Consider the following 25,591-nt stretch of genomic DNA (forward strand, 5'->3'; position numbering starts at 1 on the left):
TGAATAAGGAAAACTCCACTGTGAGTGAATTGCACACCCATGAAGTTCTGACAGACGGAACCGAAACGATCGAACCCGAGGAAACCATTTCCTCGGACGAAACGCCGCACGAGATCGCAGAAAAGTCCTTCGCCGACTACAACGTCCGCGCCGACATCGTTGAATCGCTCGCCGACGCCGGAATCACCCACCCCTTCCCCATCCAGGCCATGACCCTCCCGGTAGCCCTCGGCGGACACGACATCATCGGCCAGGCCAAGACCGGTACCGGAAAGACCCTCGGCTTCGGCATCCCGGCGCTGCAGCGCGTCGTCGGACCAAGCGACGCCGGCCATGACAAGCTCGCAGTTCCCGGCGCACCGCAGGCCCTGGTGATTGTTCCTACCCGCGAACTCGCCGTTCAGGTGGCCAACGACCTCCAGACGGCGTCCCGGAAGCGCAACGCGCGCATCGCCACGATCTACGGCGGCCGTGCTTACGAACCGCAAATCGAAGCCTTGCAGAAGGGAGTCGAGGTGGTTGTCGGTACTCCCGGCCGCCTGATCGACCTCTACAAGCAGAAGCACCTGAGCCTCAAGAACGTTCGCATGGTGATTCTCGACGAAGCAGACGAGATGCTGGACCTCGGCTTCCTTCCGGACGTCGAGACCCTGATTGCCGGCACTCCAGCCGTCCGCCAGACCCTGCTCTTCTCGGCCACCATGCCTGGCCCGGTCATTGCCATGGCCCGTCGCTACATGACGCAGCCCACGCACATCCGTGCCGCGGACCCGAACGACGAAGGCTTGACGAAGCGCGACATCCGCCAGTTGATCTACCGTGCCCACAGCATGGACAAGACCGAGGTCGTCGCTCGCATCCTGCAGTCCCGCGGCCGCGGCCGGACCATCATCTTCACCAAGACCAAGCGCACCGCCGCCAAGGTTGCCGAGGAACTCGTGGATCGCGGCTTCGCTGCCGCGGCCATCCACGGCGACCTCGGCCAAGGTGCCCGTGAACAGGCGCTGCGCGCCTTCCGCAACAACAAGGTCGATGTCCTCGTGGCCACCGATGTCGCGGCCCGTGGCATCGACGTTGACGACGTCACGCACGTCATCAACTACCAGTGCGTCGAAGACGAGAAGATCTACCTGCACCGCGTTGGACGCACCGGCCGCGCCGGCAACAAGGGCACCGCCGTCACGTTTGTCGATTGGGACGACGTCCCCCGCTGGGCCCTCATCAACAAGGCCCTGGGCTTGAATTCCCCCGAGCCTGTTGAGACATACTCTTCGTCCCCGCACCTGTTCTCCGACCTGGACATTCCGGAAGGCACTAAAGGCCGTCTCCCCCGCAACCAGCGCACCCTTGCGGGCGTCGACGCCGAGGTCCTCGAAGACCTGGGCGAGACCGGCAAGAAGAACTCCCGTTCCGGTGGCGATTCCGGGCGTGGGCGCTCCAGCCGAGACGGCGGACGCGACAGTGGCCGCCGCGGCGCGAAGTCCGGCGACGCTCCCTCTCGCGAGGGCGGCGGCGAGGGTGGACGCAACCGCACCCGCCGCCGTCGTACGTCCGAGGGCGAGGCAGCCCCTGCCGAAGGTACCGCTCAGTCTGCCGAACCCCAGTCCGGTCAGCCCGGCGAGGGCGCGGACAAGCCTGCACGCGCTCGCCGTTCCCGCACCCGCCGCCGCAACGGCGAAGTGGTGTCCGCTTCCGGTGCTTCCGCCGAGAGCACCGAGGCTTAACGGCCTCAATGACTGACACTGTTTGGGCGCCGGACGGCAGCAACTTGGTGGTACACGCGGACAACGCGGATTTCCTCCCGACGCTGCCGGACGGCGCCTTCACACTGATCTATGTGGACCCGCCCTTCAACACGGGCCGTGTCCAGAGCCGCCAGGAAACGCGCATGGTCCGCAACGCCGAAGGCGACGGCGACCGCGTCGGCTTCAAGGGCCGCTCCTATGACACCATCAAGGGCGCCTTGCACAGCTACGACGACGCCTTCAGCGACTACTGGTCCTTCCTGGAACCACGGCTCCTGGAAGCCTGGCGGCTGCTGGCCGACGACGGCACCTTGTACCTGCATCTGGACTACCGCGAGGTGCATTACGCCAAGGTCATGTTGGACTCGATCTTCGGCCGGGAGTGCTTCCTGAACGAGATCATCTGGGCCTACGACTACGGCGCCCGCGCTAAGAACCGCTGGCCCACCAAGCACGACAACATCCTCGTGTACGTCAAGAATCCCGCCAAGTACCACTTCGACAATGCCGAAGTGGACCGCGAGCCGTACATGGCGCCTGGCCTCGTGACGCCAGCCAAGCGGGAGCTGGGGAAGCTTCCCACCGACGTCTGGTGGCACACCATCGTTTCGCCCACCGGCAAGGAAAAGACCGGCTATCCAACGCAAAAGCCGGAAGGCCTCGTCCGGCGGATCGTCACGGCATCCAGCCGGCCAGGAGACTGGTGCCTGGACTTTTTTGCCGGTTCCGGCACGCTCGGATCCGTCGCGTCGAAACTGGATCGAAGGTTCGTGTGCGTGGACCAAAACGCACCGGCTATCGACGTGATGCGGAAGCGCCTGGACGGCAAGGCGACGTTTTACCCGAACTAGCTCCGCGGGACCTCCGTCAGCGGACCACCGAACTCCCCGTGCCGAGTTCCTCGATGAGGGCCAGGACCTCCGGGGACGTCAGGTTCTCCCCGAACAGATTGGGCTTGCCGGTTCCGTGGTAGTCGGAGGAACCCGTCATGAACAGCCCATGCTCGGCAGCCAGGCGCCGCAGGAACACGCGGCCTTCCTCGGGGTTGTCCCGGTGCTCCACTTCCAGCCCTTGCAGTCCGGCGTCGATCATTTCCCGGTAAGTCCGTTCGCCGACCACACGGCCGCGGGCCGAGGCGACCGGATGGGCGAAGACGGGCACGCCGCCCGCCGCACGGACGAGCTCGACGGCGAGCGCCGGGTCGGGTGCGTAGTGCTGCACGAAGTAGCGCGAGTGTGAGGTGAGGATCGCGGTGAAAGCCTCGGAGCGATCCGCTACTGCGCCGGCTGCCACAAGGGCATCGGCGATATGCGGACGGCCAACGGTCGCGCCAGGAGCCACATGGTGGATGACGTCGTCCCAGCTCAAGGGATAGTCCTCGGCCAAGAGCGTGACCATCCGCTTGGCGCGGGTGAGCCTCGCGTCCTTCGCCTTGGTGATTTCTTCAAGCAGGCCGGGATGATCTGGATCGTGGAGATAGCTCAGCAGATGGACACTGATCCCCTCCCGGGTGCGGCAGGATATCTCCATCCCCGGCACGAAGGCCACACCGAATTCCAGGGCGGCAGCGGACGCCTGATCCCAGCCATCGGTGGAGTCGTGGTCTGTCAGGGCCACCACATCCAGGCCCGCAGCAGACGCCGAGGCGATCACTCCCGCGGGAGCCTCGGTCCCGTCGGAAACATTGGAGTGCGCGTGCAGGTCGATCTTCACTTTCCAAGCCTATTTGATCAGGGGCGGCTTGGACCGTTGCGGCGTTGGCCTAGTGTCGGCCTGGATGGGACGATGGGACGGTGAACGATGCAGATAACACCCAAAACGGTGAAACCACAGCCTCCCAGCCCCTGGAGGAGCGCGTCAACAACCGCTCCCAGCGGCCCACATCCGATGCCTTCAAGGCGTTCATGGCCAGCAATTGGGCGCCTGCCCCGCAGGTGACCCCTGCGCGCGACGCCGTCGCAGACCACGCCGCCACGCGTCGTCGGGCCATCTCCGATAAGTTTGCCGGTGTGCGCCTCGTCGTACCGGCGGGCCCCCTCAAGGTCCGCTCGAACGACTGCGACTACCGCTTCCGCCCCCACTCCGGCTTTGCGCACCTCACCGGATTGGGCCTGGACCACGAGCCCGATGCCGTGCTGGTCCTGGAACCTGTCGAGGAAGGAACCGGCGACGACGGCGGCAACCACCTCGCGACGCTCTACTTCCGTCCCCTGGCCGGCCGGGACACGGAACAGTTCTACGCCGACTCCCGCTCCGGTGAGTTCTGGATCGGCGCCCGTCCCACGCTCGCCGAATTCGAGGCACGCCTCGGACTCAAGACCGCTCATATCGACGAACTCGAGATGGCCATCACCAAGAACGTGGGAGCCGCGGAAATCGGCGGCATCTCCATCCGCCTGGTCCGCAAGGTGGACGAGAACATCGATGCCCTCGTAGACACCGCCCGCTACAACACGGCCAAAGATCCGGAGAACCTGGACCTCAGCGAACTCGATGCCCTGGATGAACTGCTCAGCGAGGCTCTCTCCGAGCTTCGACTTCTCAAGGACCCTTGGGAAGTCGAGCAAATGAAGATCGCTGTCGCGGCTACGGTCGAGGGTTTCGCCGACGTGGTCCGCGCCCTCCCCCGCGCCATGACCCATCACCGCGGCGAACGCGTCGTCGAAGGCGCTTTCTTCGCGCGTGCCCGTGAGGAAGGGAACGAGCTCGGCTACGACACCATAGCGGCCGCCGGAAACAACGCCACGGTGCTGCACTGGACCCGGAACACGGGCAAGGTCAACGCCGGGGAACTCGTGCTGCTCGACGCTGGCGTGGAGGCAGATTCGCTCTACACAGCGGACGTAACCCGCACCATCCCGGCCAACGGAAAGTTCTCGGACGTGCAGCGCAAGGTCTACGAAGCCGTCCTTGACGCCGCAGACGCCGGATTTGCCGCAGCCCAGCCGGGCGTGAAGTTCCGCGACATCCACACCGCAGCCACCACGGTCCTCGCAGAGCGTCTCGCCGAGTGGGGTTTGTTGCCAGTTTCGGTGGAGGAAGCCATCAGTCCCGAAGGCCAGCAGCACCGCCGCTGGATGCCGCACGGCACCAGCCACCACCTGGGCCTGGACGTCCACGACTGTGCCCAGGCCAAACGCGATCTCTACCTGGACGGAGTGCTCACCGAGGGCATGGTGTTCACCATAGAACCCGGGCTCTACTTCAAGAACGAGGACCTCGCCATTCCGGAGGAATACCGCGGAATCGGCGTCCGGATCGAGGATGACATCCTGATGACCGCCGACGGTCCCGTCAACCTCAGCGCGGCCCTCCCCCGCAAGGCGGACGACGTCGAGGCCTGGATGGCAGGCATCTACCAGGACGAAGAAGCCTAGTCACTGAGGCAAACGCAAGAGGAGGGCTACCGGAGAGATCCGGTAGCCCTCCTCTTTGCGCTGGGTGGCCTGACTACTGTTTGGCCGCGTCCTCACCGTCAGCATCCTGTTTCTGGCCGTTTCCGGCGTCGTTCACCCGCACACCGTACTGTGGCCGGCCGTCCGGAAGGTCCGGGTAGCGCACGCCGGTGGTGGGCGGTGCCGCCTGGACTGGAACCTCCGCGGCCGGCTCGGCTGGCGCACCGGTTGCTCCCTGTCCGGCCTCGGGTCCACGCTGGCCGTAAGGGTCCTGCCAGGAAACTGGCCGTTCCGGTGCCGGACCCTGCGGTCCGGGCTGGACCGGCGGGTTCCGGTAGTCTTGCGGCGTGTACGCCTGAGGCGGCCGGCCGAACGCCGCCTCAGACGGATTCATCGGCAATTGATGAAGGAGTCGGCGGGCTTCCTGCGATGCTTCCAGCGCGACAATGACGTCATAGTTCGTCGCCACTACCTGGCTGGTGGACGTGAAATCCCGCTTCCCGCGCTGGGCGGCATACGTGACGATCCCGAAGAGCATGAAGAACGCCGCACCCATGAGGACCGACGTCACAATCGAGAACGGGCCCCCGGCCGGGGTGAAGAACGACAGCATGACCCCAACGAACAGGCCGAACCACATGCCGCTCAGGGCGCCTGACAGTGCGACGCGCGGGTAGCTCAGCCGTCCCGTTACCCGTTCGACCATTTTGAGGTCGTTTCCCACAATGGAGACATGCTGGACCGGGAACTGCTGGTCAGCCAGATAATCCACCGCTTTCTGGGCATCGAGATAGGAGGTGTAGGAGCCCACCGTGTCACCTTTGGGGACACTGCGGGATTCCTCCGTGGCCTTAGGGGCACCGAAAATGTTCGCCATACCCCCATTCTGTCCCATACACATGTGAAGCGGCTGAAATTCAGCTAAAAGAGAGCAGACTCGGTAGCCTGTAACTGTGAGCACAAATCCTTCACGCGTCTTTGTTGCGCGCCTGCTCGGCCTCGATGTCTTCGACCCCCTGGGGGATCGTTTGGGCCGGCTGCGCGATGTCGTGGTGCTCTCGCGCGGCTTGCGCGGGGCCCCGCACGCAGTGGGCATCGTCGTCGAAGTTCCGGGCAAGAAGCGCGTTTTCGTTCCCATGACCCGGCTGACGTCCATGGACCAGGGCCAGATCATTTGCACCGGGCTGGTCAACCTCCGCCGCTTCCAGCAACGCGGTGCAGAGCAACTGGTGGTCGGCGAGCTCTTTGACCGCAAAGTGACGCTCAAGGACGGCAGTGGCGAGGCCATCATCGAAGATATCGCCATGGACCAGCAGCGCAACGGCGACTGGTTGGTCTCCAAGCTCTTCATTCGCCGTGGGACGTCTACCTCCAGGCTTCGGGGGCTGCGTCGGGGCCATACTCTTCTCGTGGACTGGGCGGACACCCTGCAGGGCTCCGAGAACGATCCCCAGGGTGCCAGCCACTTCGTTGCCACCCACGAAGACCTCAAACCGGCCGACTTTGCCGACGCACTCCAAGAGATGTCGGACAAGCGCCGGATTGAAGTGGCCAGCGAGCTCCAGGACGAACGCCTGGCCGACGTTCTCCAGGAATTGCCGGAAGAAGACCAAGTGACGCTCCTGTCCGCATTGGACAACGAACGCGCAGCCGACGTGCTGGAAGAAATGGACCCGGACGACGCCGCAGACCTGCTGGCGGACCTGCCCTCCGCGAAGGCCGAGGAATTGCTGCTCTTGATGGAGCCGGACGAAGCGGACGACGTCCGCCGGCTCCTGCAGTACGACGAGGACACCGCCGGCGGCCTGATGACCCCGGTCCCCGTCATTCTGCCCCCGGAAGCCACCGTCGCTGAAGCGCTTGCCCATGTGCGGAGCGAAGAACTATCCCCTGCTCTGGCCTCTGCCATCTTTATCTGCCGCCCGCCGTTGGAGACCCCCACGGGACGATTCCTCGGCGTCGTGCACATCCAACAGTTGCTCCGCAGCGCCCCGCCGGAACAGTTGGGCAGCATCGTGGACAAGAACTTGGAACCGGTTTCCGATCACGCCAGCGTCAGCGAGGTCAGCCACACCATGGCCTCCTACAACCTTAATTCCCTCCCGGTCGTCAACAGCGCCGGTCGCTTGGTGGGGGCGGTGACTGTTGATGACCTTCTGGACCATTTGCTCCCGGACGACTGGCGAACCCACGATGATGGAGCTCCGATCAGGAAACTAGGAGGCCGAATTGGCTGAGAAGCCCACTAGCGGAGGCCTGGACACCCCGCTTGAGCTGCGTTCCCGTATGCTGCCGAATTTTGGCAATGATCCCGATGCTTTCGGCCGATTTGCCGAGCGCTTTGCCCGCTACATGGGCACGGCGAATTTCCTGTTCTACATGACGATCTTCGTGGTCGTCTGGATAGCGTTCAACGTTGTCGGCTTATTCGGCTTCCAATGGGATCCCTACCCGTTCATCCTCCTCAATCTCTTCTTCTCCACGCAGGCGTCCTACGCAGCACCGCTGATCCTGTTGGCACAGAACCGCCAAGACGACAGGGACCGGGTAACGATCGAGCAGGACAGGGCACGCGATGAGCGCAACCTGGCCGACACGGAATACCTGACCCGTGAGGTCGCCGCTCTTCGCATCGTCCTGCGCGAGGTCGCCACGAGGGACTACGTGCGCGCCGAACTCCGCTCGCTGCTGTCCGATCTGCTTGAAGCCCAGGAAGAGCTCGGTACGAACAATTCAAATGGCTCCAACGGCGGCGAGAAAGCCAAGGACAAAGTCAAGGACAAGCGCGACAAACAGCGCAATCCCCGCACACAGCAGATCCCCAAAATCCACCCTGCGCATTCCAGCGCCACGCAACCTGAATCCGGACTCTCGACCGTCGGAACCTCGCCGAGGCCGCATTCAGGTTCCGACCAGCCTGAAAGCTGAACATCCACCCCATGAGCACACCATCCGTCGAGGCCCTTAACGCTGCCTTGGCAACCGTCATCGATCCCGAACTCCGCCGTCCCATCACCGAGTTGGGAATGCTGGATTCGGTAGTAACCAGTGCGGACGGAACGGTCCGGGTTGCTGTGTTGCTGACCATCGCCGGGTGTCCCCTGCGTGACACCATCACGGCCGACGCCACCGCCGCCCTCACTCGGGTTCCGGGAGTAACCGGCGTCGATGTCGAGCTCAAGGTCATGACGCAGGAACAACGCGATGCCCTCAAGGAACGGCTGCGTGGCGCCGGCGGGCAACGCGGAATTCCCTTCAACGAACCGGGCTCGCTGACGAAGGTATTTGCGGTGGCCAGCGGCAAAGGCGGCGTGGGAAAGTCCTCGGTGACCGTCAACCTTGCGTGCGCCCTTGCAGCCCAGGGGCTTCGCGTAGGGATCGTCGACGCCGATGTCCACGGCTTCTCCGTCCCGGCCCTCATGGGCATCACGCAGCAGCCCACACGCGTGGACGACATGATCCTCCCGCCGGTTGCCTACGGCGTGAAGGTGATCTCCATTGGCATGTTTGTTTCAGGTAACAAAGCAGTGGCCTGGCGTGGTCCCATGTTGCACCGGGCCTTGGAGCAATTCCTCACTGACGTCTATTTCGGCGACCTCGATGCCCTGTTCCTGGATCTGCCCCCCGGCACTGGAGACATCGCCATCTCAGTGGCGCAGTTGCTTCCCAACGCCGAGATCCTCGTGGTGACCACCCCACAGGCCGCCGCAGCCGATGTTGCCGAGAGGGCAGGGACCATCGCAACGCAGACCGGCCAAAAGCTTGCAGGGGTCGTGGAGAACATGTCCTTCTTGGAAATGCCCGACGGCGGCCGGATGGAATTGTTCGGAAGCGGCGGCGGGCTGGTCCTGGCTGAGCGGCTGAGTGCCGCCGTCGGAACCGACGTACCGCTGCTGGGACAGATCCCCTTGGACATCCGCTTGCGCGAAGGCGGCGACGTTGGGCGCCCAGTGGTGTTGACGGCTCCGGAGACGGCCGCAGCACAGGCTCTTCAAAGCATCGCGGGCAAACTCAACGCCAAGCCCCGCGGCCTGGCGGGAATGTCCCTTGGGATCCAACCAAAATAGCTTTAGGTAGCCTCCGAGTCGAAGGGTGCCTTCTCCCCGACGGAAAGCCGTTCTACAACCCTCTCAGGAGCCTTCGGCGCGGCGTCTTCGGCGACTGCAGCGACAGGTGCACCGGCGCTGACGGGCTTGGGGTCGTCGTCGAGCAGTGCTTCCTTGATGATCCGGCGCGGATCGTACTGACGCGGGTCATATTTCTTCCAGTCGACTTCATCGATGTCGATGCCGACTTCTTCTTTGATCTGCTCACGGGCACCGGAGGCCATACGCCGCAGTTCCTTGACCAGATTCGCCAACTTCCGGGTGTATTCGGGCAAACGGCTGGGACCGATCACGATTACGCCGATGATCAGCAGGATCAGAAACTCCGGGCCATTGATTCCAAACACGTATCGAAGATTACCTTGTCCGTTAGCCCGCTCAGAAACCTGCCAGGCCGGCCAGGGCACGGAGTCCCCGCTGCAGCCGTTCATTCCATGTGCCTGCAGTGCTGGCGGCGGGCACGGCAGCCAGTGAATCGCCCGCCTTCACGAGTTCAGGAATGGCTCCGGCAGCTTGATCGGCAGGCACATCGGAGGAATAGCGCAGCACGGCCACGGGCGAGGCGTAGACTGCCTGCCACGGAGCTCCCCGGGTGATGGAAAGCTGGGTCCCGGACGTGCCGCTCCCCTCGAGGTGCTCCTCCACCAGGGTCGCGTGATGGTCACCGTTGCTAAGGTGCAGCTCCACTGCCGGGTGCCCGTCCTGCATCATGGCCCGGGCGGAAACCACGTGGTAACCCATGCTTGCCATCTCAGGGCACGCCCAGCCGTCTTTCCGAAGTTCCGACAGCTGCTGCTCACTCAGGCCGACAGTTCCCGCCACGGTGACCGGCAGGCTCAGCTGCGAACCAGTCACGGGGAGTTGCTGTTCCGCGCTTCCTGCCACGCTCGAACCGACCAAGGTCCGGACTTCCTGTTCTCCTCGGTTCGACGCCGGTGGCGCGACTTCGCCGCCAAGAGCGTAGGCTGCCACCGCAAGGATTCCGGCGCTGACAGCGAGGCCGCTGGCAGTGACGCTGACCAGCCTGATGCCGCGCCGCACGCTTCGCTGGGGCACCGGCCGGTCTGGGGACTCGGATTGTGCCAAGCGTTGGGTGTGTTCGATCAACCGATTGGTGAAATCCTGGCTGGCTTCGGGGACGGCGGCACGTCGCAGCCGTTCCAGGTACTGCCGTTCCCGGAGCACTGCGGCTTGGCATTCAGAGCATTCCTGCAAGTGGCCGGGGGCGCGGCTGTGCCGGATGTTTCCCCGATTCAAGCCACGCCTTCCGTTCAGTAAACCCATCGGCGACTAAAGGAGGCCGGCGATGCGCGGAATCTTAAGCCGTGGCTTGCGTGCTTGAACCGGACGCGGATCACGGTGGGCAAGCTTTTCGCGGAGCATGGTCCGGCCTCGGTGGATGCGGGACCTGACGGTCCCCAGCTTCACGCCCAGGGCTTCGGCGACTTCGTCGTAGGACAGGCCTTCAAGATCGCAAAGGACGACGGCGGCACGAAAGTCCGGCGGGAGTTCTTCCAAGGCGCGCTGGACGTCGAGGTCCAGGTTGTTCAGCTCGAAGCTCTGCTCAGGTCCGGGTTCACGCCCGGGCAGCCGGGATTCGGCGTCCTCGGCCAAGGCATCGAAGCGGATGCGGCTCTTCCGGCGGGCCTGATCGAGGAAGAGGTTGGTGGTGATGCGGTGCAACCAGCCGTCGAGGGTGCCTGGCTTGAAGTTTTCGAGCGAACGGAAAACTCGGACGAAGACTTCCTGGGTGAGGTCCTCGGCGTCGAACTTGTTTCCCGTTAGCCGATAGGCAAGGCGGAAGACCTTGGCAGAGTGGTTTTCCACCACTTCTTCCCAACTGGGCCTGACCCATTCTTCCGCGGGCGGAGCCGTGTCGGTGGAACTCAGGACTGCTGCCGTTGTCTGGACTGGCGCAGCACTTGATGCCCGCATCGTCCACTCCCCTCAAACTGTTTGTCATCCTGCCGGTCACTCAGGAGTTCGGTGCCGACCGTCACTTGGATGGTCGGATATACATCATCCCAGTGTTATCTGAAAGTTTGCTGATCGCAGGCGCGCTTTTCCCGCAGAGCGAACACTATCCGAAGGACACCCGCAAGCCACCGGGAAGACACAGAATTTCGGGCCGCGGGCGTCCGGGCTGGGCGGCCCGTAGACAGTAGTCTGGAAGCAATACCCCTCTGCCTGGAAAGCGAACCCCCATGAGTGCCGACAAGTCAACCAGCTGGTCCTATGCAGAAGATCTGCCTGCCGAGGACGACGTGTTGCTTCGCGCCCGTGAACGCTCCTTCGAGCTGGGCGTCAGCCCTGTCAGCCCCGGGGTCGGCGCCGTGCTGACGGTCCTGGCTGCGGCATCGAAGGCCCAGACCGTTGTGGAGGTCGGTTCCGGGGCAGGAGTCTCCGGGGTGTGCCTTCTGCGCGGCCTCAGCCCGCAGGCTGTCCTGACCACCATTGATGTCGACGTCGAACACCTCAAAGCCGCCCGGGAGGCCTTCTTGGAATCCGGCAGCCCCGCGAACCGCACCCGGACCATCTCCGGCCGTGCAGCCGACGTCTTGCCACGCCTTACAGATTCCGCGTACGACCTCGTGTTCATCGATGCTGACAAACCGAACTTCCCCGGCTACGTTGAGCAAGCCATCAGGTTGCTGAAGTCGGGCGGAACGCTGGTCATCAATGACGCTCTGGACAAGGACAAGGTTTCCAACCCGGCCGCCAGGGACAGCACTACCGTGGTGCTACGCCAGATCGGCAAGGCCATCCGCGACGACGAACGGCTCTCTTCCGCGATGCTTCCCACAGGTGACGGCTTGCTGGTTGCGGTCAAGAAGTAGCCTGCACGAGGAATCAACCTTAAACATGAAAGCAGGGCGCCGGCACTTCCGCCGGGCCCTGCCCAGTGAATCTATTCGGTAACGCCTACGAGGCATTCCTTGAGGTTCGCCGCTTCTGCTGCGTTGAGCTCGACCACTAGCCGTCCTCCGCCTTCGAGCGGCACACGCATGATCAGGCTGCGGCCCTCTTTGGTTACTTCCATAGGGCCGTCGCCAGTACGTGGTTTCATAGCCGCCATTAGGAAAATCCCCTCCAGTTGTCCCAAATCCCGCCAACCCGGCCGGGCTGGCTCCGCGTGGAATGTACGGCGTCGACAGTCATGGCAGTTCAGTCGTCGTCGCCGAGCACCCGAGGGTGCTTTTTGTCCTTGCTTGTGTCCATTATCTCGTAATTACCCGCCCGTAGCTAATTGATGGATTTTTCCCGTCGGGCCGTGATCACGCTTGAACAGGCCAAACGTCGCGCGGAGTCACGGTGGATAGTCGCCGCCGCCCGGCAGCGGCGCCCACGCCCAGAGCCAGACAATCCAGACGATCTGGAGCAGGACGAACATGACCACCACCGTGCCCCGGTAAGCCCTCGAGCGGGACAACCACGCCGCGCTGAGCGCCAGTGGGAACAAGGGCAGGAGCATCCGGAACGTACTCGTCTGAGGGTGCAGGAAGACCAGAAGATAACCCATGTAACACGTGCACCATAGCCTCAGCTCGGTGCCCAGGGCCCGGACCGGCTTGCTCAGCATCAGCGCGGCAAAGGCAGCGACGAACACAAACGGCGCCAAGATACCGAGAACTGGCCCGAAGAGCATTTGACCGGTATCGAACCACGGTTTGAACGGGACGAGGTCGTCCCCGCGCCACACGGTTTCGGTTTTGGTGTAGGCCAGCGGATCCCCCGTGGCAGCCCAGGCTATGGCCGGCCAAGCTAGAGCCCCTGCCGCACTGACCACCACAAGCGCCGCAAGCGATGCGAGTTCCCGGAACGTGGGAACCGTCGGGGCTGGGGGAACAGGCCCGACGGCGGGAACGGACAGTTCCGTGGGCACAGCGGCTTGCCTTGGGGGGCGTCCAAACCTTTGCCAGAGGTGCTGCAGCAAGAGCAGGCCCGCCATGGCCGCGAAGGGCAGGCCGGTGGGCCGCGACAGGCACATGAGCAGTACCACGGGCATCGCTGCGAGGTACTTTCGGCGCACCACAAGCAGAAGCGATCCCGCCAGCAGCAGGAGATTGAGGGATTCCGCGTAAGGTACCTGCAGGACGGGCGAGACGGGAAATGTCGAGAAGAAGACCACTCCCCAGAGCGCTGTGCGGCGCCCGGCGTAGTCCCGGAATAGTTTGTAAACGACCATGGCCGCCACAAGCCCGGATACCATGGCAATGGCCGTCAAGGCCGGAAGGGTCGCCAATCCCGTGATGGCACCGAGGGCCCTGCCGAGGTAGGGAAACAGGGCGTAGAACGCCCACGAATTTTCAGCGACATTCCCGCTCGCGTTAAGGGGCAGAACGGACGGATAGCCGTTGTTCGCCGCTTCGGCGTACCAGCGCCCATCCCAGATAGTGATGAAGTTCCAGTAGTCGGGCACGGGCGGGAACCACGGATTGACGCCTTGCTGCAATGCCGCAGCCATGAAAATACAAGCGCTCACGAGCCTCGCGGCGATGTAGACGAGGGTGACTTGAACCCACCACGGCCAGCTCGCAGCATGGGCTGCGACGCGGCCCAGTCTTCCCAGCGGCGGCCGCGCTTCGAGCGACTGCGTCACGCCTTCGGTTCTTCCGGATTCCCGGCTGTTTCCAAGGCTCTTTTCAGCCGTTCGATTTCCTTCTCCTGGATAGTCAGCTGATCCCTCAGCTCATCGAGCACCTCATCCACCTGGTCCATCCGGTAGCCCCGCAATCCGAGCGCAAAACGCACGCGGTCGACGTCGGACGCCTTGGCTCCGGCCGGTAACAGAACCGGCGGCAGGTTCGGGACGGGTTCATCCAACCCTGCGCCGGAGTCGCGGCTGGATTTCGCCATTCCGGCGCCGAGGAACAACACCGCACCGACCAGGGCGATCGCGATAAAGGCCAGAAAGAAGCTCACAATAACCATCGTGCCAGACTCACCTGAGAGCTGACTGCTGGCAGGCTACTCCGGGCGCTGGTCGCCGTTGGTCGAGGGCGGCCGCGGGACGCCGTGCAGGACACGGTGGACGGCGTCCGCGGGATCGTCCACGAGTTGGATGAGGTCCAGGTCCTTCGCGGAAACCATGCCTTCGGCCACCAACGTCCCTTTGATCCATTCGATCATGGGGCTCCAGAAGTCGACTCCCAGCAGCACGATGGGGAACGATGTCACTTTGCGTGTCTGCACCAAAACCATCGCTTCAAACAGTTCGTCCAACGTTCCCAAACCGCCCGGCAAGACGATGAACCCTTGTGCGTACTTGACGAACATGGTCTTGCGGGCGAAGAAGTACCTGAAGTTGATACCCAGGTCCACCCAGCGGTTCAGGCCTTGTTCAAAGGGCAGTTCGATGCCCAGCCCGACGGAAACCCCGTTGCCTTCCACGGCACCCCTGTTGGCAGCTTCCATGGATCCCGGGCCTCCGCCAGTGATGACGGCGACGCCTGCTTCGGCAAGGTGACGGCCAACCTGCACGCCCATATCGTAATAGCCAGTGCCCGGCTTGGTACGGGCGGAGCCAAAGACGCTTACGGCGGGACCAAGCTCGGCGAGCGCACCGAAGCCTTCAACGAATTCACTCTGGATGCGCAGTACGCGCCACGGGTCCGTGTGAATGAAGTGGTCGGCTCCCCGCGTGTCCAGGAGTCGTTGGTCCGACATCGGCATAGCGGCCTGTTTGCGCCGAAGCTCCAGGGGGCCTTTGTGCTTGGCTGGCGCATCTGCGGCAACGGCGGCGGCTGGCGCCGCTGATCCGTTGCTCGTCGCCTTGCCATTGGCATCTGGACTCGGAACCTGGGGCTGGCTGGTACTCATTGACATAGGCTAGCGCGGATGCGGGCCGCTGCTGCCCCGGTGTGGCCCTGTTGTTTTTGGTGTTGCTGAAGCGCTGGCATCATTTGCTGTCCGCCACCTGCGAGTCAGGTATCTGTTGAATCACGATCTGCGGAAGTTAATGTGAGCTGGCTCATCTTGCGTCATTTCTTCGCTAGATTCGTCGTATGACTATTCAAGCCTCCAGCGATGCGCTCGTCTCCCTGAACGGCGTCAACAAGCACTATGGTCAATTGCACGTCCTCAAAGACATCAACCTCCAGGTCAAAAAGGGTGAGGTTGTCGTTGTGATCGGGCCGTCGGGCTCAGGCAAGTCAACGCTGTGCCGAGCCATCAACCGGCTGGAGACCATCGACACCGGCGAGATCTCGATCGACGGCAAGAAACTTCCGGAAGAAGGCAAGGAACTCGCGGTCCTTCGTGCCGACGTCGGGATGGTCTTCCAGTCCTTCAACCTGTTCGCCCACAAGACGATTCTCGAAAACGTCACGCTGGGCCCCATCAAGGTCAAGAAACTGGCCAAGGCGACCGCTGACAAGGACGCCATGGCGTTGTTGGAACGGGTCGGCGTCGGGCAGCAAGCACCCAAGATGCCGGCGCAACTGTCCGGTGGGCAGCAGCAGCGCGTGGCAATCGCCCGGGCGCTGGCCATGAAGCCCAAGGTGATGCTGTTCGACGAGCCGACGTCCGCCCTTGACCCGGAAATGATCAACGAGGTCCTGGACGTCATGGTCCAGCTGGCCAAGGAAGGCATGACCATGATCGTGGTCACCCACGAGATGGGCTTCGCCCGCAAGGCTGCCGACCGCGTGGTCTTCATGGCCGACGGCCAGATCGTGGAAGACGCCACGCCAGAGGAATTCTTCACCAATCCCCAGAGCACCCGTGCCAAGGATTTCCTCTCCAAACTCTTGACCCACTAGAACACTCCGCACCCGGGGCCGCAGGTGCGGCCGCCAATGAAAGGAATCTCATGAAGGCATTCATCACCCGGAGGAAATCTCTCCTAGTCGCTGCAAGCGCGGCGCTCGCTCTTTCGCTGAGCGCATGTGGTGGCGGCGGAGGCAGCACCACAGCACCGAGCAGCGAGTCTGCGCCTTTCACCGTGGCTCAGAACGTGTCCATTTCGGGCAGCCCCACGTTCGACACGATCAAAGCGAACGGAAAAGTGAGAATCGGCGTCAAGCAGGACCAGCCCGGCCTGGGCTTCAAGGACGCCGCAACCGGTGAGTACAGCGGCTTTGACATTCAGATTGCCCAATGGATCGCGGCATCGCTCGGTTTCTCCAAGGACAAGATCGAATACAAGCCGATTCCTTCGGCCAACCGCGAATCCGCCATTACCAACGGCGACATCGACTACTACGTCGGGACATACTCGATCACCGACAAGCGCAAGCAGCTGATTGACTTCGCAGGACCCTACTTCGTGACCGGCCAGGGCCTGCTCGTCAAGAAGAGCAACACGTCAATCAACAGCGAGAAGGACCTTTCCGGAAAGAACGTCTGTTCGGCAACGGGTTCAACCCCTATCCAAAACATCAAGGCAAACTTCCCCGGCACCAAGACCACCGAGTTCGACACCTACTCACAGTGTGTCGAGGCCCTCAAGAGTGGCCAGGTTGACGCCGTCACTACCGACCAGGCCATCCTGATCGGCTATGCGTCCCAGGACACCGACAACCTCAAGGTGGTCGGCCAGCCCTTCACCGTTGAGAAGTACGGTGTGGGCTTGAAGAAGGGCGACACCGTGCTTCGCAAGTTCGTAAACAAGATGTTCACGGATGGCGGATCCACCTGGCAGAAGATCTACGACTCCACGTTGGGGCAGTCCGGCACAAAGGTCACACAGCCCGCAGTGGACAACTACTAAGCCCATGTTGAGGGGGCGGCTGATGGCCGCCCCCTCTAATGTCCCCTCAAATATCGGCTGAAAGCGACCATTCTGTGAATACGCTGCTGAATAACTCGGACCTGTTCATCACAGGGTTCCGGAATACCCTCATACTTTTCTTCATCTCCGGGTTCTTTGCCCTGATCCTAGGCACCGTGGTGGCAGCACTGCGGGTTTCCCCCATCCCGGCGATGCGGGCTGCCGCCACACTGTACATCAACGTGGTGCGCAACACGCCTCTGACTTTGGTGTTGTTTTTCTTCGCTCTTGGCTACCCGAAGCTCGGCCTCGTGGAAATTGACTTTATGACCGCGGCAACCATCGGCTTGAGCCTGTACACCGCTACTTACGTGGCGGAGGCCGTACGCTCCGGCATTAATACCGTGCCCGTGGGCCAGGCCGAAGCCGCCCGCGCGATCGGCCTGCCGTTCACGCAAACCCTGACGCTGGTGATCCTCCCCCAAGCTTTCCGCGCCGTGATTCCGCCGATGTTCAGCGTTTTCATTGCATTACTCAAGAACACCACTGTCGCTGCGGGTTTCTCGGTCTTCGAGGCAGGAGCCATTCGGTCAAACCTGTCCGAGCGCGGCGAGCCCGCCATGGCCGGACTCCTCTGGGTCGCACTGGTCTTTGTCCTACTCGTCTTCATCCTTTCCTTTGTGCAGCGAAAGCTTGAAAAGAAATGGAAGGTGGCCCGATGAGCTCGGTCCTCTTTGACGCCCCGGGGCCAAAAGCCCGCACACGCTACCGTGTTTTCGGTGTTGTGACTGCTTTGGTCATCATCGCTATCGTAGGTTTCGTTGTTCTCCGCTTCGCCCAAAGCGGCCAGTTCGATGCGAAGAAGTGGCAGTTGTTCACCTTCCCGCTGGTTCAGCAGACCATCATCCAGTCGGTAGGTGCCACACTTTCAGCTTTTGCCACGGCAGCCGTTCTCAGCCTGGTACTGGGGGTCTTCCTGGCTTTCGGCCGGCTCTCCGACCGTAAGTGGATCAGCCTGCCCTGCTACGGGTTCACCGAGCTTTTCCGTGCCATTCCGTTGCTGATCCTCATGATGATCTTCTACTACGGGCTGCCTCCACTGGGCGTCCAGGGGATCACACCCTTCACCGCGGTCGTTGCCGGACTGGTGCTGTACAACGGATCAGTGCTGGCGGAGGTCTTCCGTGCCGGCATCGAATCGCTCCCCCGCGGACAGAGCGAGGCCGGATATGCCATCGGCTTGCCCAAGAGCGCGGTCATGACAAACATCCTGCTCCCGCAGGCGGTCCGTTCAATGCTCCCAGTGATCATTTCCCAGCTCGTGGTCATCCTCAAGGACACCGCGTTGGGCTTCATCGTGACCTACAACGAGATCCTCTTCCAGGCCAAGTACTTCGGAAGCCAGGCCCAGTACGGTTCACCCATCATTCCCTCCGCGATCATCGCGGGCGTACTGTACGTCGGCATGTGCCTGATCCTGGCTGGAATCGCCAAGTGGCTTGAAGGCCGGATGCGCCGCAACATCAAAGTGGTGAAGGTCACGAAGTCGGAAATTGTGGCGGTCGAGGGCTAATAGCCTCAAGAGCGCCGTAAACGTGGGTGTGGCCCGTGGGCTAGGTTCCAGAACCAAGCCCACCGGCCACACCCACCTTGCCCAGCTCACTGAAGCGCGCGACGTCGGTCCAACCGTATTTGGGCTTGGGTTCAGCACCGACGGCGGCAACGAAGGAAGCGGCGGCCGGGTGGTTGAGACCGGGCCGCGCTCCAGCGGCGGCATCGGTGCGGACGACGTGGAAGCCCTCCAACAGTTCACGGACATGGGCTTCTGCCTGGTCCGGGGTCTTGTCCGGCGCGAAGCGGTAGTTGATTTCCACCACGCAGCGGTCCGGGATCACATTGCCCGCGGTACCGCCGTTGATCTTCACGGCGTTGAGGCTCTCCCGGTAGTCCAGGCCATCCACGTTGACGGTGCGCGGTTCGTACGCTGCCAAACGGCTCAGGATGGGCGCGGCAGCGTGGATGGCGTTGCTGCCCATCCATGCCCGGGCAGAGTGGGCCGCCTCCCCCACTGTGGTGGCTTCGAAGCGGCTGGTGCCGTTGCAACCACCTTCCACTGTGCCGTCGGTGGGTTCGAGCAGGATCGCGAAGTCACCCTCCAATAGATGGCCGTGGTTCCGGACCAATCGGCCGAGGCCGCTCTTGACCGCTTCCACTTCCTCGTGGTCGTAGAAGACGAACGTGACGTCCTTACCGGGCTCGGCACCGCCGTCGAACATGGTTGCCGCGAGCGCAAGCTGCACTGCAACCCCGCCCTTCATGTCGGTGGCTCCGCGTCCATACAGGATTCCGGTACCCGGGACGCTGGACTCCCACGTAGACGGCACGGTGCCGAGCGAGCCTTCCACGGAGGGCAACGGCACGGTATCGAGGTGTCCAGCCAAGATCACCCGCTCCGGGCGTCCCAGTTCGGTCCGGGCGATGATGGCGTCGCCGTCGCGGACCAGCTGCAGGCCAGGGATCGTGCGGAGGGCAGATTCGACGGCGTCTGCGAGCGCTGCTTCGTTGCCGGACACGCTGTTGATGTCCATGAGCGCGGCGGTCAGCAACGCGACGTCTTGCCGGATGTCAAGAAGAATCGGAGTAGTTTCAACGGTCACTTGTCCACTGTATCCCGAGCGAATTGCGACCCCTGAGGTCCACACGCGGTTTCAAGGGAGCCAGCGCCTCTCGATAGACTTGCGCCATGACTGAAACCGCTGCCTCTGCCGCCCTCGATAGCGCATCTGCAAACCATCGTTCCGCCTATGGCTTTGGCCTGGCCACCATCGCCACCTCCGACGCCGGAGAAGCGACAGTGCTGGACGTATGGTTTCCGGCACCTGCCCTGGGTGTAGCGGCCGAATCCCTGCGTGCCGTGGAGCACGCCGACGAATCGCTGACCGCACTTGCGGTCGAAAGCCACGACGCCGATCGCGGGACCGAACAGAAGGTGGTCTTCGCCCAGATCAACCTCGACGAGGCCCCCGCGGACACCGTTGACGCCTACTTGCGCCTGCATTTGCTTTCGCACCGATTGGTCAAGCCCAACAGCATCAATCTGGACGGCATCTTCGGCAAGCTCCCCAACGTTGTGTGGACGAACTTCGGCCCCGCCGCCGTGGACGGCTTTGAACTGACCCGTGCCCGCCTGCGCAAGCGCGGCGCCGTCACGGTCTACGGAGTGGACAAGTTCCCCCGCATGGTGGACTACGTGATCCCCACGGGCGTCAGGATCGCCGACGCCGACCGCGTGCGTTTGGGTGCGTACCTCGCCGAGGGCACCACGGTGATGCACGAGGGTTTCGTGAACTTCAACGCCGGCACGCTCGGAACGTCCATGGTGGAAGGCCGCATCTCGGCAGGCGTTGTTGCCGGTGACGGCACCGATGTTGGTGGTGGCGCGTCCATCATGGGAACCCTCTCCGGTGGCGGCAAGGAGAAGATCGCCCTGGGTGAGCGCGTGCTCCTGGGCGCCAACTCCGGTGTTGGCATCAGCATCGGCGATGACTCCGTGGTTGAAGCAGGCCTCTACGTCACGGCTGGAACCCGCGTGCGCATCCCCGGCCCGAAGGACGCCAACGGCGAGGACACCAGCAGCATCATCAAGGCTGTTGAGCTCTCCGGCGTGCCGAACCTGCTGTTCCGCCGCAACTCCACTACCGGTGAAGTCGAGGTGCTCCCCCGCAAGGGCCAGACTGTGGAACTCAACGAAGCCCTCCACGCAAACTAGCTGGTACCTGGATGCGCCGTCTCCGACGCACCATCATCTTGTTGCTGGCTCTTGCCTTGGTGGCTGGCGCCTTCTACGCCGTGGTGACTGTACTGCAGCGTTCCGAAACCTTGGTTACGGAACGCTGCATCGCCGTCGTCGGCTCAGATTCATACGAGTTGGCCACTGACCAAGCGGCGAATGCCGCCCTCATCGCTGGCATTTCCGTGCAGCGGGGACTCCCCCCGCGCGCGGCCACGATCGGATTAGCCACGGCCATGCAAGAATCCAAGCTGCGCAACATCGGCCATGGTGACGAGGTTGGCCCGGATTCGAAGGGCCTCTTCCAGCAACGTCCGTCCCAGGGTTGGGGCACCGAGGCCCAGGTCATGGATCCCGTGTATGCCACAAACGCCTTCTACGACCACTTGGTGAAGATTCCCGGCTACGAAACCATGCCCATCACCGAGGCAGCGCAGGCCGTCCAACATTCCGCATTCCCCCAGGCCTACGCGCAGCACGAGGCAATGGGACGAGCCTACGCGTCAGCATTGACCGGACATTCCGAAAGGGCGCTGGACTGCACGCTCCGTCCAGCGGACACGGCCGGTGACCCCAACACTGTCGCGGATGCCATGACGACGGCGTTCGGGTCGCTTCCAGCCGTGGCGCAGGGCCGCACGGTCCAGCTGAGTGTCACCGGGCCGAAGGCATGGGCCGTGGCTCAGTGGGCGGTGGCCAATGCCAAAGCCCTTTCTGTAACGCAGGTGGATGTCGCGGGAGCGACCTGGAACAGGCAGGACCGCAAAGGTTGGCAGGATTCCGCAGCCGCGGGACCCGTGACCATCACTGTTTCCGCTCCGAAAACGTAGGCGTCGTCGTCGACGAGTTAGTGCGGCCCAGCGCCCGTTGTCAGAAGGGCGGCGTCAGAAGGCGGCGTCAGACCAGAAGCTCCACGACAGGCTGAACGTAGCTTCGGAAAACGTCGGGCTCGGACAAGAGCTGGTGGCTCATGATCATCTTGTCCGGTTCCAAGTACCAGGCCCTTGGCTCGCTGAGCGGTAGCTCGATGATCGTCAGCTCGAAGTCCCTGGAGCTCCGCCCGACTTCCAGCAGGCGATCCTCCACCATGTCGCCGAGAAGTAGCATGGCTCCGCTGGCTACGCGTTCCGCTTCGAGCTTTTCGTAATCCTCAACGCGTTCGCGCGCCCACGTCAGGGCAGCACCAAAATGGGCCTGCAGCACCCGACGGAGGGCAGGTGAGTTCCCGAACGCATTGAAACCAGGAGGCGAGAGCTCTGGCGCGGCTTCCGGATACGCCCTCAGCAACTGCTCCCACCAGGCTTCCCACTCCGTCTTGAGGGCATTCACGCCACCTACCTCGGCGGTGAGGTGCGTGTGGTCGGCGTGCCTGACCTTCGGTGTGGCGTGGGACAGGGCTGGGGTTCCGGCTCCGTCCAGTCCAGCAACGTCTCTCAGATACAAGGCAATGAGCATCGGTCCTGAGGTGTCCATGGTGATCCGCCACCCCTGACCGCCTGTGTCATGCATCCGAATTGCCTCCCTTGGCAGGTGCCCGCTCAGGGTTCCAGTCTATTCCCGTTGAGCCTTGACGTTAACGTTTGGACGGGACCACAACAAGAGTCTCCAGATGCGTTGTCAGGACGTCGCGGCACACCTCGGCCGTCATCCACTCGGGCTGCAGGAGCGCGTGCATGCAAAGTCCGTCCAACGTGGCAAGGAGCCGTTCGGCTTCGGTCACCAAGCGCGCATGGCCGGTCCCGTCGTCGGGCATCAAGCGCATCACCAAACGACCGACGACGGCGGCCACGGCACGGTGGCTGCGTGCGGCTTCTACTTCGAGTACCGGCTTGATCCGGGCCGCATGGCGGAATGCCATCCAGACGCACGCATCCACGGCCAGTTCCTCGTCCAGTGGCAGGAATTGGCCCAACAGGGTTAACACGGCTGCATCATGTTCGGGCGAGCCCTGGCGCAAGGATTCGACGACGGCGAACGCGTCCTCAAGCCGTCCGGCGATCCTCTCGATGACCACGGCGAAGGAATGGACCAGCAGTTCATCACTGCTGGCAAAGTAATGGCGGACCGAACCAACGGCTAGGCCCGCCTCATCGGCGACCTCCCGCAAGGAAGCACGCTCCAGGCCGTCTGAGGCGATGATCCTGAAGACAGCTTCAACTACTTCCTGGCGCCGGGCTTCGGCATCAACAATCTTGGGCACAGATCTTTTTAGCACGAATGTGCTTGAACCTTCCCCTTCGGCGCACTGGAATGCTGGACTGTGGCCTACGCAACACTCAGCGGGCATGCACCAAGTTCGGCTAGCGTTGCTTGCATGAGAATTCTTGTCACGGGTGGCACCGGCTACATCGGATCGCACACTGTCTTGTCCCTGTTGGAAACCGGACACGAGGTAGTCGTGGTGGACAACCTCGTGAACTCGAGCGAAGAATCCCTGCGCCGTGTTGGTGAACTGGCGGGCAAGACGGCAGCGTTCCATCAGGTGGATCTCGTAGATGAGGCCGCGCTCGAGTCTGTCTTCGATCAGCACAGCATTGACGCAGTGATCCACTTCGCCGGCCTCAAAGCCGTTGGCGAGTCCGTACAGGAGCCCCTGAACTATTACTACAACAACATCGTGGGCACCCTGAACCTGCTCCGCGCCATGGACAAGCATGGAGTCCGCTCCATCGTCTTCAGCTCCTCGGCAACCGTGTATGGCGAGCACAACCCCATCCCCTACGTTGAGAAGATGGAGATCGGCGCCAACAACCCCTACGGCCGCACCAAAGAGCAGATCGAGGACATCCTCACGGACCTAGGCGCCGCGGACGAACGCTGGCACATCGCATTGCTTCGCTACTTCAACCCGGTGGGCGCACACCCTTCAGGCAGGATCGGCGAGGACCCGCAGGGCATCCCGAACAACTTGGTTCCGTACATCGCCCAGGTCGCCGTCGGACGCCGCGAAAAGCTCATGGTCTTCGGCGGGGACTACGACACGCCGGACGGCACGTGCCTGCGGGACTACATCCACGTCGTCGACCTCGCGGAAGGCCATGTCGCCGCCCTCGACTACGTTGCAGCCCGCCCGGGTGTGCACCGCTGGAACCTTGGCTCGGGGAAGGGCACGTCCGTGCTCGAGATGCTCCACGCCTTCGAGCAGGCCGTCGGACACGCCCTGCCCTACGAGATCACCGGACGCCGCGCCGGAGACCTGCCTGCCTTCTGGGCCGACGCCTCCTCCGCCTTGGCGGACCTCAGTTGGTCCACTACGAAGACCGTGGACCAGATGTGCGAAGACCACTGGCGCTGGCAGAAGAACAACCCCTTCGGCTACAACTCTTAAAAGCAGCGCGGGGTCACTTACGGCCCATGATGTCCCTCGGGACGGGCCGTATGTGACCCCGCGCTGGGTTTGCCGAACGTACGACGGCGGCCACTCACCTTGCGCAAGGTGAGTGGCCCGGACGGCCGATCTTCGTCTGGGGATCGTTGATCATTTCGCGCCACTGGGCGATCCAGCCGGGAAGGCGGCCAATCGCGAACAGCACGGTGAACATCTTCTCGGGGAAGCCCATGGCCTTGTAGATCAGGCCAGTGTAGAAGTCCACGTTCGGGTAGAGCTTGCGCTGGATGAAGTAATCGTCGGCCAGGGCCTTCTCTTCGAGGCGCATCGCGATGTCCAGGAGTTCGTCGTTACCGCCGAGCTTGCCGAGGATCTCGTGTGCAGTCGCCTTGATGATCTTCGCGCGGGGATCGTAGTTCTTGTAGACCCGGTGGCCGAAGCCCATGAGGCGGACGCCGTCCTCCTTGTTCTTGACCTTCTCCATGTAGTCCTCGGGCTTGACGCCGTCGGCCTGGATTTGGCGCAGCATCTTCAGCACGGCCTCGTTGGCGCCGCCGTGGGCGGGGCCGAAGAGGGCGTTGATGCCCGCGGAAACGGAAGCAAACAGGTTTGCGTTCGAGGAGCCCACCAGGCGGACGGTCGACGTCGAGCAGTTCTGCTCGTGGTCAGCGTGCAGGATGAGCAGGAGGTCCAGCGCCTTGACGACGACGGGGTCCAGTTCGTACTGCTCTGCCGGCAGGCCGAAGCTCAAGCGCAGGAAGTTCTCCACGAGGTTCATGGAGTTGTCCGGGTACAGCATGGGCTGGCCGATGGACTTCTTGTGGGCGTAGGCCGCGATGACGGGAAGCTTCGCCATGAGGCGGATAGTGGAAACTTCCACATGCTCCGGGTTGAACGGGTCCAAGGAGTCCTGGTAGAACGTGGACAGCGCCGAGACAGCCGAGGAAAGCACCGGCATAGGGTGTGCGTCACGCGGGAAACCGCCGAAGAAGCCCTTGAGCTCTTCGTGAAGCAACGTGTGGTGGCGGATGCGCTGGTCAAAGGCATCCAGTTCAGTGGGCGTGGGCAAGTTGCCGTAGATCAGCAGGTAGGAAACTTCCAGGAAGCTGGAGTGCTGGGCAAGCTGCTCGATCGGGTAACCGCGGTAGCGCAGGATCCCGGCGTCGCCGTCGATGTAGGTGATTGCCGACGTCGTGGCGGCAGTGTTCATGAAGCCGGGGTCATAGGCGACGGCGCCCGTCTGCTTCAGCAGCTTGGAAACGTCGTATCCTTCGTTCCCTTCTACAACCTGGATCCGCGGGAGCTCGAGCTCGCCGCCGGCATGGCGCAGGGTAGCGCTGGTGGTCTCAGTCATGGAGTCCCCTTCATGAGGCTCTTGGCCTCGGTCGAAAGCTTGATCCAACCAACATCTGGTGACTCCGGGCGGGAGTCTGCAGGTACAGACACCGTCGGCCGGATTGCCTTCGTGGAGAAAGCCACCATTGATAGTCAGTTAAAAGCTACCGCCAGTAAGCGG

At 62.9% G+C, this 25,591-nt stretch carries 27 protein-coding genes; 14 read left to right on the forward strand and 13 right to left on the reverse strand.

Annotation, left to right across the window (positions count from 1 at the left end; all coding sequences use genetic code 11):
* Positions 1–20: 20 nt before the first annotated feature.
* Together AC1DLO_RS02950 and AC1DLO_RS02955 are read left to right on the forward strand one after the other, a co-directional pair.
* A complete protein-coding gene (locus AC1DLO_RS02950) occupies positions 21–1,724 on the forward strand; it encodes a DEAD/DEAH box helicase (protein ID WP_476888742.1) in 1,704 nt (567 codons plus the stop codon).
* 8 nt (positions 1,725–1,732) lie between these two features.
* On the forward strand, positions 1,733–2,596 hold the full coding sequence (locus tag AC1DLO_RS02955) for a DNA-methyltransferase (protein ID WP_184736830.1): 864 nt from the start codon (positions 1,733–1,735) through the stop codon (positions 2,594–2,596).
* Between the two features lie 16 nt (positions 2,597–2,612).
* Here AC1DLO_RS02955 and AC1DLO_RS02960 read toward each other — a convergent pair whose 3' ends face one another.
* On the reverse strand, positions 2,613–3,458 hold the full coding sequence (locus AC1DLO_RS02960) for a PHP domain-containing protein (RefSeq protein ID WP_476888743.1): 846 nt from the start codon (positions 3,456–3,458) through the stop codon (positions 2,613–2,615).
* A gap of 80 nt (positions 3,459–3,538) precedes the next feature.
* On the opposite strand from AC1DLO_RS02960, the gene AC1DLO_RS02965 reads away from it, so the two are divergent.
* Positions 3,539–5,122 carry an aminopeptidase P family protein gene (locus AC1DLO_RS02965; protein WP_476888744.1) on the forward strand — a complete coding sequence of 528 codons (1,584 nt, stop codon included), beginning with the start codon at positions 3,539–3,541 and terminating at the stop codon, positions 5,120–5,122.
* Between the two features lie 73 nt (positions 5,123–5,195).
* On the opposite strand, the gene AC1DLO_RS02970 is transcribed toward AC1DLO_RS02965, so the two are convergent.
* Positions 5,196–6,017 carry a YflT domain-containing protein gene (locus tag AC1DLO_RS02970; RefSeq protein WP_476888745.1) on the reverse strand — a complete coding sequence of 274 codons (822 nt, stop codon included), beginning with the start codon at positions 6,015–6,017 and terminating at the stop codon, positions 5,196–5,198.
* Between the two features lie 76 nt (positions 6,018–6,093).
* On the opposite strand from AC1DLO_RS02970, the gene AC1DLO_RS02975 reads away from it, so the two are divergent.
* From AC1DLO_RS02975 to AC1DLO_RS02985, 3 genes are read left to right on the forward strand one after another with little or no spacing between them, the layout of a single operon-like run.
* Positions 6,094–7,377, forward strand: a complete 1,284-nt coding sequence (locus tag AC1DLO_RS02975; RefSeq protein WP_184736822.1) for a magnesium transporter MgtE N-terminal domain-containing protein — start codon at positions 6,094–6,096, stop codon at positions 7,375–7,377.
* 49 nt (positions 7,378–7,426) lie between these two features.
* On the forward strand, positions 7,427–8,068 hold the full coding sequence (locus AC1DLO_RS02980; protein ID WP_184737410.1) for a DUF1003 domain-containing protein: 642 nt from the start codon (positions 7,427–7,429) through the stop codon (positions 8,066–8,068).
* 11 nt (positions 8,069–8,079) lie between these two features.
* Positions 8,080–9,207 (forward strand): Mrp/NBP35 family ATP-binding protein, encoded by a 1,128-nt coding sequence (locus tag AC1DLO_RS02985; protein ID WP_476888746.1) that lies wholly within the window; start codon positions 8,080–8,082, stop codon positions 9,205–9,207.
* Between the two features lie 2 nt (positions 9,208–9,209).
* On the opposite strand, the gene AC1DLO_RS02990 is transcribed toward AC1DLO_RS02985, so the two are convergent.
* Genes AC1DLO_RS02990 through sigE form a run of 3 tightly spaced genes read right to left on the reverse strand, consistent with a single transcriptional unit; the run spans position 9,210 to position 11,181 of the window.
* The gene (locus AC1DLO_RS02990; protein WP_476888747.1) at positions 9,210–9,593 is read right to left on the reverse strand and encodes a twin-arginine translocase TatA/TatE family subunit; all 384 of its coding nucleotides are present in this window, start codon (positions 9,591–9,593) and stop codon (positions 9,210–9,212) included.
* Between the two features lie 31 nt (positions 9,594–9,624).
* On the reverse strand, positions 9,625–10,503 hold the full coding sequence (locus AC1DLO_RS02995; protein WP_476888748.1) for a hypothetical protein: 879 nt from the start codon (positions 10,501–10,503) through the stop codon (positions 9,625–9,627).
* 33 nt (positions 10,504–10,536) lie between these two features.
* Positions 10,537–11,181 carry an RNA polymerase sigma factor SigE gene (gene sigE, locus AC1DLO_RS03000; RefSeq protein ID WP_184736814.1) on the reverse strand — a complete coding sequence of 215 codons (645 nt, stop codon included), beginning with the start codon at positions 11,179–11,181 and terminating at the stop codon, positions 10,537–10,539.
* Between the two features lie 269 nt (positions 11,182–11,450).
* On the opposite strand from sigE, the gene AC1DLO_RS03005 reads away from it, so the two are divergent.
* The gene (locus tag AC1DLO_RS03005) at positions 11,451–12,083 is read left to right on the forward strand and encodes an O-methyltransferase (protein ID WP_184736813.1); all 633 of its coding nucleotides are present in this window, start codon (positions 11,451–11,453) and stop codon (positions 12,081–12,083) included.
* Between the two features lie 71 nt (positions 12,084–12,154).
* Here the strand turns inward: AC1DLO_RS03005 and AC1DLO_RS03010 are convergent, their stop codons facing one another.
* From AC1DLO_RS03010 to AC1DLO_RS03025, 4 genes are all read right to left on the reverse strand, one after another.
* Complete coding sequence (locus tag AC1DLO_RS03010) at positions 12,155–12,322, reverse strand: DUF3117 domain-containing protein (protein ID WP_009357720.1); 168 nt, start codon at positions 12,320–12,322, stop codon at positions 12,155–12,157.
* Between the two features lie 231 nt (positions 12,323–12,553).
* The gene (locus AC1DLO_RS03015; protein ID WP_476888749.1) at positions 12,554–13,846 is read right to left on the reverse strand and encodes a hypothetical protein; all 1,293 of its coding nucleotides are present in this window, start codon (positions 13,844–13,846) and stop codon (positions 12,554–12,556) included.
* Positions 13,843–14,178: a DivIVA domain-containing protein gene (locus tag AC1DLO_RS03020; RefSeq protein WP_476888750.1), complete on the reverse strand. Its 336-nt coding sequence runs from the start codon at positions 14,176–14,178 to the stop codon at positions 13,843–13,845. Before AC1DLO_RS03020 ends, AC1DLO_RS03015 begins: the two co-directional genes overlap by 4 nt.
* A 36-nt stretch (positions 14,179–14,214) precedes the next feature.
* The gene (locus AC1DLO_RS03025) at positions 14,215–15,066 is read right to left on the reverse strand and encodes an LOG family protein (RefSeq protein WP_184736809.1); all 852 of its coding nucleotides are present in this window, start codon (positions 15,064–15,066) and stop codon (positions 14,215–14,217) included.
* Positions 15,067–15,251: 185 nt separating this feature from the next.
* Between AC1DLO_RS03025 and AC1DLO_RS03030 the strand changes: the two genes are divergently transcribed.
* The 4 genes from AC1DLO_RS03030 (at position 15,252) to AC1DLO_RS03045 (ending at position 18,530) form a co-directional block, all read left to right on the forward strand.
* On the forward strand, positions 15,252–16,007 hold the full coding sequence (locus AC1DLO_RS03030) for an amino acid ABC transporter ATP-binding protein (RefSeq protein ID WP_184736807.1): 756 nt from the start codon (positions 15,252–15,254) through the stop codon (positions 16,005–16,007).
* 50 nt (positions 16,008–16,057) lie between these two features.
* Complete coding sequence (locus AC1DLO_RS03035; protein ID WP_184736805.1) at positions 16,058–16,957, forward strand: glutamate ABC transporter substrate-binding protein; 900 nt, start codon at positions 16,058–16,060, stop codon at positions 16,955–16,957.
* A gap of 74 nt (positions 16,958–17,031) precedes the next feature.
* Positions 17,032–17,679: an amino acid ABC transporter permease gene (locus AC1DLO_RS03040; RefSeq protein ID WP_184736803.1), complete on the forward strand. Its 648-nt coding sequence runs from the start codon at positions 17,032–17,034 to the stop codon at positions 17,677–17,679.
* Positions 17,676–18,530 (forward strand): amino acid ABC transporter permease, encoded by an 855-nt coding sequence (locus AC1DLO_RS03045; protein ID WP_184736801.1) that lies wholly within the window; start codon positions 17,676–17,678, stop codon positions 18,528–18,530. The genes AC1DLO_RS03040 and AC1DLO_RS03045 overlap by 4 nt, the downstream gene beginning before the upstream one ends.
* A gap of 40 nt (positions 18,531–18,570) precedes the next feature.
* Here AC1DLO_RS03045 and dapE read toward each other — a convergent pair whose 3' ends face one another.
* On the reverse strand, positions 18,571–19,614 hold the full coding sequence (gene dapE / locus AC1DLO_RS03050; protein ID WP_476914391.1) for a succinyl-diaminopimelate desuccinylase: 1,044 nt from the start codon (positions 19,612–19,614) through the stop codon (positions 18,571–18,573).
* An 86-nt stretch (positions 19,615–19,700) separates the two neighbouring features.
* Between dapE and dapD the strand changes: the two genes are divergently transcribed.
* Together dapD and AC1DLO_RS03060 are read left to right on the forward strand one after the other, a co-directional pair.
* Complete coding sequence (gene dapD / locus AC1DLO_RS03055) at positions 19,701–20,726, forward strand: 2,3,4,5-tetrahydropyridine-2,6-dicarboxylate N-succinyltransferase (protein ID WP_184736797.1); 1,026 nt, start codon at positions 19,701–19,703, stop codon at positions 20,724–20,726.
* Between the two features lie 11 nt (positions 20,727–20,737).
* Positions 20,738–21,577, forward strand: a complete 840-nt coding sequence (locus tag AC1DLO_RS03060) for a hypothetical protein (RefSeq protein ID WP_476890777.1) — start codon at positions 20,738–20,740, stop codon at positions 21,575–21,577.
* A gap of 67 nt (positions 21,578–21,644) precedes the next feature.
* Here the strand turns inward: AC1DLO_RS03060 and AC1DLO_RS03065 are convergent, their stop codons facing one another.
* Together AC1DLO_RS03065 and AC1DLO_RS03070 are read right to left on the reverse strand one after the other, a co-directional pair.
* Positions 21,645–22,256, reverse strand: a complete 612-nt coding sequence (locus tag AC1DLO_RS03065; protein WP_184736793.1) for a hypothetical protein — start codon at positions 22,254–22,256, stop codon at positions 21,645–21,647.
* A gap of 64 nt (positions 22,257–22,320) precedes the next feature.
* Positions 22,321–22,947, reverse strand: a complete 627-nt coding sequence (locus AC1DLO_RS03070; protein ID WP_184736791.1) for a TetR/AcrR family transcriptional regulator — start codon at positions 22,945–22,947, stop codon at positions 22,321–22,323.
* 114 nt (positions 22,948–23,061) lie between these two features.
* On the opposite strand from AC1DLO_RS03070, the gene galE reads away from it, so the two are divergent.
* Positions 23,062–24,075 carry a UDP-glucose 4-epimerase GalE gene (galE, locus tag AC1DLO_RS03075; RefSeq protein WP_476890778.1) on the forward strand — a complete coding sequence of 338 codons (1,014 nt, stop codon included), beginning with the start codon at positions 23,062–23,064 and terminating at the stop codon, positions 24,073–24,075.
* Between the two features lie 94 nt (positions 24,076–24,169).
* Here galE and AC1DLO_RS03080 read toward each other — a convergent pair whose 3' ends face one another.
* Positions 24,170–25,429, reverse strand: a complete 1,260-nt coding sequence (locus AC1DLO_RS03080; protein WP_476914392.1) for a citrate synthase — start codon at positions 25,427–25,429, stop codon at positions 24,170–24,172.
* Between the last annotated feature and the right edge of the window lie 162 nt (positions 25,430–25,591).

The organism is Arthrobacter sp. 01T419, from assembly GCF_056398865.1.

Coding starts and splice junctions, on each gene's coding strand:
- AC1DLO_RS03025 (WP_184736809.1), bottom strand. CDS start 15,066: ATGAGTACCAGCCAGCCCCAGGTTCCGAGTCCAGATGCCAATGGCAAG.
- AC1DLO_RS03045 (WP_184736801.1), top strand. CDS start 17,676: ATGAGCTCGGTCCTCTTTGACGCCCCGGGGCCAAAAGCCCGCACACGC.
- AC1DLO_RS02985 (WP_476888746.1), top strand. CDS start 8,080: ATGAGCACACCATCCGTCGAGGCCCTTAACGCTGCCTTGGCAACCGTC.
- AC1DLO_RS02980 (WP_184737410.1), top strand. CDS start 7,427: ATGCTGCCGAATTTTGGCAATGATCCCGATGCTTTCGGCCGATTTGCC.
- AC1DLO_RS03030 (WP_184736807.1), top strand. CDS start 15,252: ATGACTATTCAAGCCTCCAGCGATGCGCTCGTCTCCCTGAACGGCGTC.
- AC1DLO_RS03035 (WP_184736805.1), top strand. CDS start 16,058: ATGAAGGCATTCATCACCCGGAGGAAATCTCTCCTAGTCGCTGCAAGC.
- AC1DLO_RS02970 (WP_476888745.1), bottom strand. CDS start 6,017: ATGGCGAACATTTTCGGTGCCCCTAAGGCCACGGAGGAATCCCGCAGT.
- sigE (WP_184736814.1), bottom strand. CDS start 11,181: ATGCGGGCATCAAGTGCTGCGCCAGTCCAGACAACGGCAGCAGTCCTG.
- AC1DLO_RS02955 (WP_184736830.1), top strand. CDS start 1,733: ATGACTGACACTGTTTGGGCGCCGGACGGCAGCAACTTGGTGGTACAC.
- galE (WP_476890778.1), top strand. CDS start 23,062: ATGAGAATTCTTGTCACGGGTGGCACCGGCTACATCGGATCGCACACT.
- AC1DLO_RS03065 (WP_184736793.1), bottom strand. CDS start 22,256: ATGCATGACACAGGCGGTCAGGGGTGGCGGATCACCATGGACACCTCA.
- AC1DLO_RS03080 (WP_476914392.1), bottom strand. CDS start 25,429: ATGACTGAGACCACCAGCGCTACCCTGCGCCATGCCGGCGGCGAGCTC.
- AC1DLO_RS03005 (WP_184736813.1), top strand. CDS start 11,451: ATGAGTGCCGACAAGTCAACCAGCTGGTCCTATGCAGAAGATCTGCCT.
- AC1DLO_RS03060 (WP_476890777.1), top strand. CDS start 20,738: ATGCGCCGTCTCCGACGCACCATCATCTTGTTGCTGGCTCTTGCCTTG.
- dapD (WP_184736797.1), top strand. CDS start 19,701: ATGACTGAAACCGCTGCCTCTGCCGCCCTCGATAGCGCATCTGCAAAC.
- AC1DLO_RS03010 (WP_009357720.1), bottom strand. CDS start 12,322: ATGGCGGCTATGAAACCACGTACTGGCGACGGCCCTATGGAAGTAACC.
- AC1DLO_RS03020 (WP_476888750.1), bottom strand. CDS start 14,178: ATGGTTATTGTGAGCTTCTTTCTGGCCTTTATCGCGATCGCCCTGGTC.